The organism is Stenotrophomonas rhizophila (assembly GCF_001704155.1).
In the GTDB taxonomy this organism is placed as follows: Bacteria; Pseudomonadota; Gammaproteobacteria; order Xanthomonadales; family Xanthomonadaceae; genus Stenotrophomonas; species Stenotrophomonas rhizophila_A.
In genome coordinates, this window is the sequence record NZ_CP016294.1 from 2,436,228 (window position 1) to 2,449,488 (window position 13,261).

Sequence of the window (13,261 nt, forward strand, 5' to 3'; positions counted from 1 at the left end):
GCTGTCATGTTCAGAACTCCTCTCTACCTCGTTGTTTTCCTTGCCGGCCTGCTGGCGGTGTGCTGGATCGGTGCCGGTTACGTGGGCAGCAACCCGGTCGGCCTGGCCGTGGCGCTTGTGATTGCCGCCTGCTATGTGGCCGGTGCAGTTGAACTGCACCGCTACCGGGCGGCTACCGCAGGGCTGAGCGTCGCGGTGGCTGAGGCGGCGACGGCGCCGGCCAACCTGGGCGAGTGGCTGGAGAAGGTACCGGCAGGCCTGCGCAACGCGGTGCGCCTGCGCGTGGAGGGCGAGCGCGTGGCGCTGCCAGCGCCGGTGCTGACCCCGTATCTGGTCGGCCTGCTGGTGCTGCTGGGCATGCTCGGCACCCTGCTGGGCATGATGGCCACCTTGCGCGGCACTGGGCTGGCACTGGGCAGCGCCACCGACCTGCAGTCCATCCGCGGTTCGCTGGGCGCGCCGGTGGAAGGCCTGGCCGTGGCGTTCGGCACCTCGATTGCCGGCGTGGCCACCTCGGCCATGCTGGGCCTGCTGTCGGCGCTGTGCCGGCGCGAACGCCTGCTGGGCGTGCAGCAACTGGATACCCGCATCGCCACCACCCTGCACCTGCATTCGCAGGCGTGGCAGCGCGCCGAAGCCTTCCGCCTGCTGCAGGCGCAGGCAGGCCTGATGCCGGCGCTGGTGGACCGCCTGGAAGCGATGAGCGCCGCGATCGAAGCGCAGAGCGGCGCGGCGGGCGAACGCCTGTCGGCCAACCAGGACGCCTTCCATGCCCGCGCCGAGGCCGCCCATGAGCGCCTCGCCGCTTCGGTGCAGGAGGCATTGCAGGCCAGCGTCGCGCAGAGTGCGCGCGCGGTCGGCGAGGCGCTGCAGCCGATCATGGCCGAGACCATGGCCGGCATCAGCCAGCAGACCACTGCCCTGCAGGCCACGGTGGGCGATGCCGTGCGCGCGCAGCTGGACGGCCTGGCCAATGGCTTCGAAGCCAGCCGCGCCGCCACCAGCGAGACCTGGAACGCTGCGCTCAGCAGTCAGAAGCAGGCGCACGACACCCTGTCGGCAGAACTGCGTTCTACTTTGGCCACGCTCAGCGAACAGCACGACCAGCGTGCCGTGCAGCTGCTGGAAACCCTGGCCGCCCGTCTCGACGCCAGCGTGGATGCATGGACCGGGGCACAGACCGAACAGGCGCAGCGCCATGCCGCCCTTACCCGCGATCTGCGCAGCACGCTTGAGGATTTCAGCCAGCTGCAGGGCGAGCACGGCGCCCGCCTGCTCGATTCGGTGGGTATGCGTCTGGCTGCTTGGGCCGATACCCTCGCCGAGCGCATGGACAGCAGCGCCAGCACCCACGCGCAGGCGTGGCGCGATGCGCTGCAGGGCCAGCAGTCGGTGAACGCCGAACTGGCCGAACGCAACCAGCAGGCACTGGTCGCGGCCACGGCCAGCTTCGATGGCCATGCGCGTTCGCTGGTGGATGGCCTGCAGGCCTCGCACAGCGGCCTGCAGGATCGTCTGGAAGCCCGCGACGCGCAGCGCCTGGCCACCTGGAGCGATGCGTTCACCCAGTTGTCGGAACAGCTGGGCCAGCAATGGGCCGACAACGGCGCGCAGGTTGCGGCCAGCCAGCAGGCGGTCTGCGAAACCCTGTCGCGTACCGCACACGAGATCGGCACGCAGGCGCAGGCGCATGCGGCCGAGACCATCAGCGAGATCTCGCGGCTGGTCACGCTCGCCTCGGAAGCCCCGAAGGCGGCCGCCGAAGTGGTCGCCGAACTGCGCCAGAAGCTGTCCGACAGCATGGTCCGCGACACCGCCATGCTCGACGAACGGACCCGCCTGCTGGCCACGCTGGAAACGCTGCTGGATGCAGTCAACCACGCGTCCACCGAACAACGCACCGCCGTGGACGCGCTGGTCAGCACCTCGGCCGATCTGCTGGAGCGCGTGGGCACGCAGTTCACCGACCATATCGCTGCCGAGACCGGCAAACTGGATGGCGTGGCCGCGCAGTTGAGCGGCAGCGCGGTGGAAGTGGCCAGCCTGGCCGAGGCGTTCGGCACTGCGATGCAGAGCTTCGGCACCGCCAGCACCGGGCTGGGTGAGCAGCTGCAGCAGGTGGCCGGCGCGCTGGATGCCTCGATGACCCGCAGCGATGAGCAGCTGGCCTATTACGTGACCCAGGCGCGTGAAGTGATTGACCTGAGCGTGCTCTCCCAGCAGCAGATCATCGAGGAACTGCAGCAGCTGGCCGGCCGCCGCCGCAGCGCCGGGGCCGCCACCGCATGAGTGACGAGATCGAGCTGGAAGGCGAAACCGGCGCGCCGATCTGGGCCGCCTTCGGCGACCTGATGTCGGTGCTGCTGGGCGCGTTCGTGCTGATCCTGGTCGGCGTGGTGGCGCTGCAGCTGGAGCTGTCGCATCGCCTCGATGAGGAAGTGGCGCAGCGCCAGGCCGAAGCCAAGCGGCGCCAGACCCTGGAACAGGCCCTGGCCGGTCCGCTGGCCGCCGGGCGGGTAACGCTGGTGGATGGCCGCATCGGCATCCGCGGCAGCGTGCTGTTCGCGCTCAATTCCGACCAGCTGCAGCCGGAAGGCCGCGAGCTGCTGCGCAGCCTGGCTGCGCCGCTGGCCGGGTATCTTTCATCGCGCGAAGAGATCCTGATGGTCAGCGGTTTCACCGATGACCGTCCGGTACGCGACAGCAACCGCCAGTTCGCCGACAACTGGGAACTGTCGGCCGAGCGCGCGTTGACCGTGACCCGCACCCTGATCGCCGAAGGCGTGCCGGCCGGTTCGGTGTTCGCCGCCGCGTTCGGTGCCGAACAGCCGGTGGGTTCCAACGCCGACGAAGAAGGCCGCGCACGCAATCGCCGTGTCGAAATGGCGCCGATTCCACGCCCGAAGCCGACCGTGGCGGGCGATGGACGGTAACCGTACCGCCGCCAGCGACCGGCTCGCGCACTGGCGCGGGCAGCAGCTGGATCGCCACGATCCGGTGCAGTTCGCCTTCCTGGAAGCGCTGCAGCGCCGCGCGCAGCGGGCCAGCGGTTCGCTGCGCGGCGTACTGGACGCCCGCCTGGAGACGCTGCTGGCTGCCTACGCCGAACGCGTGACTGCCGCGACCGTTGCAACCGCGCCCGCGAAGCGCGCAGAAACGGCGGATACGCTGGCCGCGCTGGGCCAGCCGCGCGCCACGTACAACCCCGACTACCCCGCACTGCCGGCCCTGGCCGAGTTCCGCAGTGCGTGGGCCGCGCTGCGCACCGCCGGCCAGGTGCGGCAGACATTGGCGCAGACCCCGAGCGATGGCGGCCCGTTGAACTCCAGCGTGCTGGTGCACCGTGCCATCGGCTGGATGGGCGAGGTGTCGCCCGCGTACCTGCAGCATTTCCTCGCCTACATCGACAACCTGGCCTGGCTGGAGCAGATGCAGCAGCGCGGCACCCTGCCCAGCCGCGACAGCGTGCCCGGCCGCACCCCGGCCAAGCCGCGCCGCAGCCGCACCGCACGCTAACCGCGCAGGGTCGCGCCGCCGTCCACGTACAGGTCGCTCATGGCGATGTGGCCGGCCTGGTCGGAGAGCAGGAACATCACCGCCTGCGCGATGTCATCCGGCGTAGCCAGTTTGCGTAACGGAATGCCTGCCTTGTAGGTTGCCGGACTGCCATCGATGACCCGCTGCGCGCCTTGGTCATCGGCCCACATGCCGGTCTGCATCGGGGTCAGCGTCGACCCCGGCGCCACGATGTTGCAGCGGATGCCGTGCGGCGCCAGTTCCAGGCCAAGGCAGCGGGTGAACATGGTCGCCGCCGCCTTCGACGCCGCATATGCGGCCATGCCATGGCGCGGCACGCCGGCGGCATTCGAGCTCACCGTCACGATGGCGCCCTGCCCGCGCGGCACCATTACCCGCGCCAGCGCACGGCTTAGATGGAAGACCCCATCGGTATTGACCGCAAACACATGGTGCCATTGGGCGTCATCGATGCCGGTGACCTCGCCGACCTGCAGCACGCCGGCAACGCTGATGCCGAAGCCGATCGGGCCAAGGGTGGCTTCAACCGCTCCAACCAGTGCGTCAACCGCCGTTGAATCGGTCACGTCCAGTGACCGCGGGTGCAGTCGCGGGTGGGGCGGCAGCGCCGGTGCGGCCAGGTCGGTGGCGACCACCCTGCAGCCGCTGTCGAGCAGCTGCTGGACCAGCGCAGCGCCAATGCCGCCGCTGGCGCCGGTGACCAGTGCAATCGTGTTCTCGAATCCTGTCAGCTTCATGTGCTGTCCTCTCGTTCAAGGCCGTCCCAGTGCTGCAGCCGCGCCGACAGCCACGGGGCCAGTTGCGCCACGGCATCACGGCCGGTCAGCTCGGCGTGCAGGAACGGCAGCGGCAATGCTTCCACCCGCGAGGCGTGCGCCTGCCACAGGACAGACTGCAGGTGCGGCCGCTGCGCGTGGTCATTGCCGGCGCGCACATGCACCAGGGTGCCGACGAAGTGGCGATGGTGATGCTCGCGGATCAACCGGTTGGTGCCGGTCACCGCGCGCACCACGCCGTCCAGCACGTGCCCGGGCAGGTTGCCCAGCGCGCTGTCGCCACGGCGCAGAAACGCGACGATGCGCTCGCGGCTGTCCAGCTCGGGGTGGCGCTCCGGGTCGTAGCCGGCAATGGCCAACAGCGCACGCAGCGCCGCCACCGGATCCGGCTCGGGTTCCGCGCGCCAGCATTCGCTGGGGTAGGCATCCAGCAGGACCAGCGCGCCCACCGCACGCTGCATCGCCTGCAGGTGCACCGCGATGGCCTGGGCGATGATGCCGCCCACCGACCAGCCCAGCAGGTGCACCGGGCCCTGCGGCTGCAGCGCGAGGATGCGTGCGGCGTAGTCGGCCGCCAGCGCATCGATCCCCGCCGGCAGCGGCTGCGCGGGGTCGAGTACCGGCGATTGCAGGCCGTGCACGTCGCGCGCCGGGTGCAGCGCACGGCCCAGCTCGCGGTAGTTCCAGGCGATGCCGCCTGCGGGATGGATCACGAACAGCGGCACCCTGCCCGGCTCACCGCGCGCGAGGGTGATCACTGGCGCCAGGCCGTGGTCGGCGTCCTGCAGCGGCGCCTCCAGGCGTGCAGCCAAGCCCGCCACCGTCGGCGTGGCGAATACCGCACCCAATCCCGGGTCCTGCTGCCAACGCTGCTGGATCGCCAGCAGCAAGTGTACGGCCGTCAGCGAATCGCCGCCCAGCGAAAAGAAGTCCGCGTCCGCCGCAGCCGGCGCCGCCAGCCCGAGCACCTGCTGGAACAGCGCGGCCAGTGCCTGTTCCGTGGGCGTCTGCGCGCTGCGGCCGGCCGCGTGGGTATCCGGCAGTGGCAGCGCGGCGCGGTCGAGCTTGCCGTTGGCCGTTACCGGCCACGCCTGTACCACCACGATGGCCGCCGGCACCATGTATTCGGGCAACTGCGTGCCGAGCGCACGGCGCAGGCTTCCTGCGTCCAGTACGTCGCCGGACACGTACGCCACCAGGCGTGCCGGCATGCCCGGGTCCTGGTCGCGCAGCAGCACCTCGGCGCGGGTCACGCCGGGCAGCCCGCGCAACGCGGATTCAATCTCGCCCAGCTCGATGCGCAGGCCGCGCAGCTTGACCTGGTGGTCACCGCGGCCCAGGTACTCCAGCGCCCCGTCATCACGCCAGCGTGCCCGGTCGCCGCTGCGGTACAGGCGCCCTCCGGGAACGTGCGGATCGTCGAGGAAGCGCTCGGCGGTCAGGTCCTCGCGCCCGAGGTAGCCACGCGCGAGCTGCACCCCGCCGAGATACAGGTCGCCGGGCACGCCCGCCGGCAGCGCCCGAAGCTGTGCATCCAGCACGTACAGCCGGGTGTTCCAGACCGGATGGCCAATCGGCACCGGGTCCGAACGGTCCTCGCGGGACGCCGGCCAGTAACTGACATCGACCGCTGCTTCGGTGGGGCCGTAGAGATTGTGCAGCTCCGCGTCGACACGCGCGTGGAAGCGGTCGCGCAACCCGGCGTCGAGCGCCTCGCCACTGGTGAACACCTGCTGCAGCGGCAGGCCCCGAAGATCGGGCACGGCCAGCCAGGCATCCAGCATGGACGGCACGAAATGCAGCGTGGTGATGCGTTCGGCCGCGATCAATCGGGTCAGCGCCTGCGGGTCGCGGTGCAGGCCGGGCGATGCGATCACCAGCGTGGCACCGCTGATCAGCGGCAGGAAGAACTCCCACACCGAGACATCGAAGGTGGCCGGCGTCTTCTGCAGGATGCGCGCCTCCGGCCCGATCCGATACTGGCTGCGCATCCATTCGAGACGGTTGACGATGGCGCGGTGTTCCACCACGACGCCCTTCGGCTCGCCGGTGGAGCCGGAGGTGTAGATCACGTAGGCCGCGTCACCCGGCTGCACGGTATCGGGGAGCGCCGCGTCGCTGCAGGTCGCCCACTGCGACGGCGACAGGACTGGCGCTCCCACGAAACGATGGGCGTCGCCCGCCTCCGCCAACACGCACTGCGGCTGTGCCGACGCCAGGATCTTCCGTAGCCGCGCATCCGGATGGTCCAGGTCCACCGGCAGGTACGCGCCGCCGGCGCGCACCACCGCCACCAGCGCGATCAGCAGCGACAACGAACGCGGCAGGGCCACCACCACGCGCGACTCGCGGGTAATGCCCATTGCCTGGAGCTGCAGCGCCAACGCGCGGCTGCGCTGCTCCAGCGCGGCGTAAGTCAGTGCCTCGCCTTCAAACCGCAGTGCGGTTGCGTCCGGCGCGGCGACCAGCCGTTGGTTCAGCAGCGCAGCAAGTGACACATCGGCAACCGCATGTTGCGTGGCATTGACGGTGTGCAGCCAGTGCTGCGCTTCGTCAGGCAGGCACAGCGCAACGTCTGCCAGCAGGCCACCGCGTGCCTGCACCTCGAGCGCGGACGACACGAAATGCAGCAGCCGTCGGGCATGCGCAGTGATCCCCGACCGCGTGTACTGCTGCGGATTGGCCTCGATCTCCAATGCCAGCGACGTCAGTGCATCCCCGCGGAAACCGAAGGTGATGTCGTCCACCGGTCCGGTGCACAGCACCTCCAGCTGCGCCGTGACCCCCGGCCACGGCAGCGGCCGGTAGAACGGCTGCACGTTCACCAAGGCGCCGTGCAGCCGATGCTGCTGGCCGCTCCAGCCCAGGTCGCGGCGGATCTGCTCGCCCCGGTAGCGGCCATGCCGGCGGCCCCGCACCAGCGCCCGTGCGGTATCTCGCACCCTGTCGTCGACGCTCTCATCTGCCGTTGCGGACACGCGCAGCGGCAGCACGTTCATCACCATCGCCGGGACCCGTGCCGAGGCGCTGCCCAGCCGCCCCATGTAAGGCACACCGACGGTCACCTCATCGCTGGCCGTCATCCGTCGGCAGTACTCGGCAGTCAACGCGGTGAGCAGGTCCGGCCAAGGCTGGCCCACGGCCTGCGCAGTGGCCAACAGCTGTTCGCCCAGCGGCACGTTGATGGTTTCGGTCAGGCGCAGCGCGTCGGACCTTGCCGCTGCCATGCCACCCCCCAGTCCCTCTGCGGGTGCAGCGTCCTGCATGGTTGCCCGCCAGTAGCCCGCATCGGCCACGCGGCGCTCGCCGATGCGGTACTGCGCGTCTTCGTCCAGCACCGGCAGAAGCGGCTGCAGAGCATCGGCGCTCTCGCCGGCGTACAGCGCACACACCCGTGCACTGAACAGCGCCATGCCATAGCCATCGGTGGCCAGGTGATGCACCCGCAGGTACCACGCGAAACGCTGCGGCCCGAGCACGAACAGGCGCTGTTGGGCCAACCGGTCGCGGCCGGGATCGACCGGCTGCAGGCGGTCGGCCTGCATCGCTTCGCGCGCGGCGTGCAGCGGATCGGTCTGGACAGACAGATCCACCACCTGCACACGCGGAACGTGGCTCGGGTCCAGCCACTGCTGCGGCACGCCCGCTTCATTTTCGGCCACGCGCAGGCACAGTGCCTCGGCTTCAGCGGCGGCTGCATCGGCGGCCGCACGGAAACGGTCGACATCCAGCGCGCCTTCAAACCACACGACGTGCGCGGTATTGAATGTTGCGGGCGCCGGCGACAGGCGCTGCGCGTACCACAGCCCGGTCTGCGCCTCGCTCAGCGGATACCGTAGCTGCCCTGCGCCCTCGGCGCTGGCCATCTGCGCGCTCATGCCCCGGCGTTGGCCCGGGCCTGCAGCTGCTGCACCACCTGCCACCAGCCGGCCAGCGTGGTGTGCTCGGCCAGGTGGCCGAACTCCAGGGCGATGCCGGTGTTGCTCCAGGCCAGCACCAGCCCGAGCACCCGCATCGAATCCAGGCCCAGGTCCATCAGGTGGTCGTCATCGCCGACGGTGTCGGGGGATTCGCCGAGCATGCCGGCCACATCGGCGCGCATCCGTTCCAGGGTCAGGGGTGCGGTGAGGGTGTCAGTCATGCCAGGCGCTCCAGCAGCTGGTCGGTGGTCATCGGCACGCCGCAGGTGCGGGCGATCCAGTGCAGCGCCTGGTCATGGTCGGCACGCGAGAAATCGGCCACCGCGTCGGCCGCGATGAACGCTTCGATATCGCGCTGGAATGCGTCGGCCACGGTGGCGGTGCAGCCGATGTGTGCGTACACCCCGGTCACCAGCAGCTGGTCGCGGCCGCGTGCGCGCATCATCGTCTCCAGGTTGCTGCGCTGGAAGGCGCTGTAGCGGTGCTTGACCAGCACGTGGTCGCCTTCGGCGGGTGCCAGCGCGGCGATGATCGCCTCGTGTTCGCGGGTTGCCTGCATGCCCGGCCCCCACAGGTCGGCCTGCAGGCCGCGGTCACGCCGGTCCTGGTTGCCGCGCTGGGCGGTGTAGAACACCGGTATGCCCTGCGCCCTGCAGTGCGCGACCAGCCGGACGATGTTGGCGGTTGCCGGGGCAAGCGGCGCGGCATCGGCGCCGAACGCGGCCAGGAAGTAGCGCTGCATGTCATGCACCAGCAGCGCGATGCGCGCCGGGTCAGGTTGCCACGGTCCGCGCGGCGCCGGCAGTTCGGCCGCCGTGGGCAGCGCGTAGGATGGAATGGTGGGCAGCGCCATCAGCGCGGTTCTCCTGTCTGTTCGATATGGCGCGCACGCAGCTGCGCACGCAGTTCGCGGCGGCTGACCTTGCCCACCGCCGTGGTCCCGAAGGCGTCCACGAACACCACCTGATCCGGCACCTTGAAGGCGGCAAGACCGCGGCTGCGCACCCACGCCTTCAGGCTGGCCGCGGTCGGGCGCTCGCCGCGCGTGATGACGAAGGCACAGCTGCGCTCGCCCAGGTACGGATCGGGCATGGACACCACCGCCGCGTCGAAGACGCTGGCGTGCGCGAGCAGGTGGTCTTCGATCTCCTCGGCCGAGATCTTTTCGCCCGCACGGTTGATGTGGTCGCCGGCGCGACCCTGCACCACCAGGTAGCCGCCCGGCAGCTGCTGGACCATGTCGCCGGTGCGATAGAAGCCATCTTCGGTGAACGACCGCGCGTTCGCGCCGGGGTCGTTGTGGTAACCGCGGATCGTGTAAGGGCCCCGCGTCAGCAGGTGGCCCACCTCGCCCGGCGCGACCGGGTGGCCGTGGTCGTCCACCACCAGCACTTCATCGTCGGGCGAGATCGGGCGGCCCTGGGTGTTCAGCACGCACTCCCGCGCGTCGTGCAGGCGGGTGTAGTTGACCAGGCCTTCGGCCATGCCGAACACCTGCTGCAGCTGGCAGTCCAGCCCGTCGATGACCCGGCGCGCGGCTTCCGGCACCAGCTTGGCCCCGCCGACCTGCAGCACCTGCAGGCTGGACAGGTCATGCGGGGTACTGGCTGCGGCCTGTGCCCACAGCAGCGCCAACGGCGGCACCAGGCCCACGCAGGTCACCTGCTCGCGCGCGATCAGCGGGAACGCGGTGTCCGGGCCTGCGCCGGGGCTGAGCACCACCCGTGCCCCGGCATACAGTGCGCCGAAGAAGCCCGGCGAACTCATCGGGAAATTGTGCGCGGCCGGCAGCGCCACCATGTACACGCTGTCGCGGCCGATGCCGCAGATCGCGTTGCTGGCGCGGAACGAATACAGGTAGTCGTCGTGGGTGCGCGGAATCAGCTTGGGCAGGCCGGTGCTGCCACCGGAGAGCTGCAGGAACGCCACCGACTGCGGGTCGGGATCCGGCGGCAGCGCGTCAGCGGGTCCGGCCAGCCCGGCGACGGAAAGGAATTCCGCTGCATCGCCGACAATCAGCACGTGGCGGACACCGGGTATGGACGCCTGCAGTTCGCGCGCGAGCGTGCGGTAGTCGAAACCCTCGTATGCCGACGCAGCTATGTAGGCGCTGGCTTCGGCCGTGCGCACCACGTGCGCTATCTCGGTCAGGCGATGGGCCGGCAGTGCATATACCGGGATCAACCCGGCGCGGAACAGCCCGCAGACCACGCTGACGAATTCGACCGTGTTGCCCAGCTGCACCACCACCCGATCACCCGGCGCCAAGCCAGCGGCCAGCAGGCCAGCACCGATGCGCCCTGCCTCCTGCCACAGCTGTGCGTAAGTCAGGCGGGACCCGCCGCCGACCACGGCCACGTCGTCGGCGAACTGTCCGGCACGCTCGCGCAGGAAGCCGGGGAACGTTTCGCCACGCCAATAGCCGGCGGCGCGGTAGCGCGCGACCAGCGCCGGCGGCCAGACCTGGCGCAGTGGCACACGCACCGGAGAAACGACTGCATTCATCAGAGTGTCCATCCTTCAATCCGTGGGGCGGCGTCCGCGCCCAGCGCGGTCAACAAGGCCCCGAACTTCACCCCGGTCTCGGCAACCTCTGCGGCCGGCTCCGAACCGGCGACGATGCCGGCGCCGGCATGGATGCGGGCCTGGTGGCCCTGCACGCGTGCGCAGCGGATCGCCACGTACCAGTCGCCATCACCGTGCGCGTCCATCCAGCCCACCGCGCCTGCATAGAAGCCGCGCTGCACCGGCTCAAGGCGGCGAATGGTATCCAACGCGAGTGCGGCAGGCGTGCCGCACACCGCCGGCGTGGGATGCAGGGCCGCCAGCAGCGTGGCTACCGAGGTGGACGGATCGCGCAGGCGTGCTTCGATGCGCGTGCCCAGGTGCCACAAGGTGGTGGTGGCATGCAGGGTCGGCCGCGCTGCAGCGTCGATCCACTCGCAATACGGACGCAGCGCCGCCACGATGGCGTCGACCACGTAGCGGTGTTCGTCATGGTCCTTGGCCGAGCCCAACAGCTCGCGGGCCGCCTGGGCGTCCTCATCCGGATCCGGGCGACGCCGGGCCGAGCCGGCCAGCGGATGCGAAAATACCTGCGGTCCACGTCGCGACACCAGCAGCTCCGGGCTGGCACCGACCAGCCATGCTGGCGCATCGCCGGCGGCCACCGGCAGCGGGCACAGGTAAGTGACCGCGTCCGGGTCCTGGCCCAGCCGCGCCACCAACGCACGCGGGTCGATCGCCGCGCGGCTGTGCACACGCAGCGTGCGGGCCAGCACCACTTTCTTGAGTTCTCCGTCGCGGTTGTGCAATCCTGCCAGTGCGTGCCGCACCGCGTCCGCGTACTGCGCGGCACTCGGCTCGGCATGGATGTCGCCGCTGAATGGAAGCGCCGGCGCCGTTGCTTCCAACGCACCCTGCGCCAGTGACGCGGGCTGGTACAGCGCGTCGTCACCCTTCGGATCGAACGGCACCGCGCCGACCAGCAGTGCCGGTGTGCGCCCTTCGCGCGCGAAGAAGGTCCGCGCGCGGGCATCCAGCGTCGCGGTGCCGCCGGACGGAAGGGTGGCGTGGCAGCCACGTGCATCCAGCGTGCGCCCAGGCAGGCGCAGCATGAAGTGCTCCGCTGCGTCGCCGGCACCGGGATCGCTCGCCTGCGCGATGGTATCGCTGTCCGCGCGCACTGTGTCGTTCATGCCGCGCGCCTCCCATCCAGGGTAGCCGCAGCCGCCAGCCCCAACAGCACCAGACCCACCAGCAGGTACGGCGCACTGGGGGCCGCGCGATACAGCAGCGTGCCCACCATCGGCCCGATCACCATGCCCAGGCCCTGCACGGAAGCCACCGCACCGGCAGCCGCGCCCTGCTCGTGCGCCTGCACCGAATCGGCAGCCAAGGCCTGGAACGAGGGAAACACAAACCCCATGCCGAACGCCGCCACCGCATAGGTGGCCAGCAGCTGCCAGGGCGCCTGCACCAGCGCCACCGACGAAAACCCGATACCGGAGATCACTGCACCCAGCGCGATCCAACGGCGTGGCGGCATGTTCTTGAAGGTCATCACCAGCACCTGGGCCACGATCAGCCCAACCCCGACCGCCGTCAGCGCCAGGCCGGCCATGCGCGCGCCGGCCGCCGGGGCCAGCTGCAGGCGGTCGATGGCGAAGAACCCCACCGTGACCTGGGCAATGGTCACCGAGATCATCGCCGCGAACACCGCCATCACCGGCAGGCGCAGGCGCGGGTCGTACCAGGCCAGCGCGGCACGCGGACCGTTGGTGGGCGCCGCCGGCGGTGGCGCCGACGGCAGCCGCCAGGCGATGACCAGCAGCGCGAGCACCGGCAGCAGTGCCGCCACGTACAGGGTCAGCGCAAGATCGTGGAACGCGACCCAGCCCGCTGCTGCGGGCCCGATCACCATGCCCAATGCATTGGCACTGCCCAGCTTGGCCATCGCACCGGCACGTTGCCCGGGTGCGGCTTCATCGGCCACCAGCGCCGCAGCGGTCGGTGGCACGGCGGCATAGAACAGGCCGACCAGGGCGCGCGTGCCCACCAGCGCAAGCACCGACAGCCATACCGCCGGCGGTGCCTGCAACGCGGTGTCCACGAACACCGCCATCACGATATAGATCACCGCATACGCGGCCAGTGCGATCAGCAGTACACGGCGGCGCCCGATGCGGTCGCTCAGTGCGCCCCACCGTCGGGCCGACAGCATCCACAGCACGCCGGCCGCGGTGACCGACAGCCCCGCGTGCCATTCGGACAGCCCCAGCAGGCGCACCACCGGGCCGATCACCGCGACGAACGCCATCATCGCCATGGTGCCGACCCACGCGGCGAAGACCAGAGCCGGCAAGCCGGATACCACGGGAATTGAACGCATGCATCACCACGACCGATCAGGATTGGACACGCACCGCGCGACGGCGGGCGTTTGATTGATTCGGCTTCGTCGATTCAAGGACCGGCGTGGCTATCCTTTCAAATGATAACAGCTCGCATTTAGGTTTGCGCGATCAA

At 70.2% G+C, this 13,261-nt stretch carries 10 protein-coding genes; 3 read left to right on the top strand and 7 right to left on the bottom strand.

All coding sequences use genetic code 11. From position 1 onward, the window contains the following. Nucleotides 1-6: 6 nt before the first annotated feature. Genes BAY15_RS10875 through BAY15_RS10885 form a run of 3 tightly spaced genes read left to right on the top strand, consistent with a single transcriptional unit; the run spans nt 7 to nt 3,516 of the window. Complete coding sequence (locus tag BAY15_RS10875; RefSeq protein ID WP_068852346.1) at nt 7-2,289, top strand: DUF802 domain-containing protein; 2,283 nt, start codon at nt 7-9, stop codon at nt 2,287-2,289. After that, complete coding sequence (locus BAY15_RS10880; protein WP_068852349.1) at nt 2,286-2,933, top strand: OmpA family protein; 648 nt, start codon at nt 2,286-2,288, stop codon at nt 2,931-2,933. The genes BAY15_RS10875 and BAY15_RS10880 overlap by 4 nt, the downstream gene beginning before the upstream one ends. Then, nucleotides 2,923-3,516, top strand: a complete 594-nt coding sequence (locus BAY15_RS10885) for a DUF2894 domain-containing protein (RefSeq protein WP_068852353.1) — start codon at nt 2,923-2,925, stop codon at nt 3,514-3,516. The genes BAY15_RS10880 and BAY15_RS10885 overlap by 11 nt, the downstream gene beginning before the upstream one ends. On the opposite strand, the gene BAY15_RS10890 is transcribed toward BAY15_RS10885, so the two are convergent. The 7 genes from BAY15_RS10890 to BAY15_RS10920 are packed head-to-tail and all read right to left on the bottom strand — an operon-like array spanning nt 3,513 to nt 13,124. Further along, nucleotides 3,513-4,274: a 2,3-dihydro-2,3-dihydroxybenzoate dehydrogenase gene (locus tag BAY15_RS10890; protein ID WP_068852356.1), complete on the bottom strand. Its 762-nt coding sequence runs from the start codon at nt 4,272-4,274 to the stop codon at nt 3,513-3,515. The two genes, BAY15_RS10885 and BAY15_RS10890, sit on opposite strands and share 4 nt — an antisense overlap. After that, nucleotides 4,271-8,191 (bottom strand): non-ribosomal peptide synthetase, encoded by a 3,921-nt coding sequence (locus BAY15_RS10895; protein WP_099047401.1) that lies wholly within the window; start codon nt 8,189-8,191, stop codon nt 4,271-4,273. The genes BAY15_RS10890 and BAY15_RS10895 overlap by 4 nt, the downstream gene beginning before the upstream one ends. Further along, the gene (locus tag BAY15_RS10900) at nt 8,188-8,454 is read right to left on the bottom strand and encodes a phosphopantetheine-binding protein (RefSeq protein ID WP_068852359.1); all 267 of its coding nucleotides are present in this window, start codon (nt 8,452-8,454) and stop codon (nt 8,188-8,190) included. Before BAY15_RS10900 ends, BAY15_RS10895 begins: the two co-directional genes overlap by 4 nt. Continuing rightward, a complete protein-coding gene (locus BAY15_RS10905) occupies nt 8,451-9,086 on the bottom strand; it encodes an isochorismatase family protein (protein ID WP_068852362.1) in 636 nt (211 codons plus the stop codon). Before BAY15_RS10905 ends, BAY15_RS10900 begins: the two co-directional genes overlap by 4 nt. Then, nucleotides 9,086-10,738: a (2,3-dihydroxybenzoyl)adenylate synthase gene (locus BAY15_RS10910; RefSeq protein WP_068852365.1), complete on the bottom strand. Its 1,653-nt coding sequence runs from the start codon at nt 10,736-10,738 to the stop codon at nt 9,086-9,088. Before BAY15_RS10910 ends, BAY15_RS10905 begins: the two co-directional genes overlap by 1 nt. After that, the gene (locus BAY15_RS10915) at nt 10,738-11,931 is read right to left on the bottom strand and encodes an isochorismate synthase (RefSeq protein ID WP_068852368.1); all 1,194 of its coding nucleotides are present in this window, start codon (nt 11,929-11,931) and stop codon (nt 10,738-10,740) included. The genes BAY15_RS10910 and BAY15_RS10915 overlap by 1 nt, the downstream gene beginning before the upstream one ends. Further along, the gene (locus BAY15_RS10920) at nt 11,928-13,124 is read right to left on the bottom strand and encodes an MFS transporter (protein ID WP_068852371.1); all 1,197 of its coding nucleotides are present in this window, start codon (nt 13,122-13,124) and stop codon (nt 11,928-11,930) included. The genes BAY15_RS10915 and BAY15_RS10920 overlap by 4 nt, the downstream gene beginning before the upstream one ends. Nucleotides 13,125-13,261: the final 137 nt, after the last annotated feature.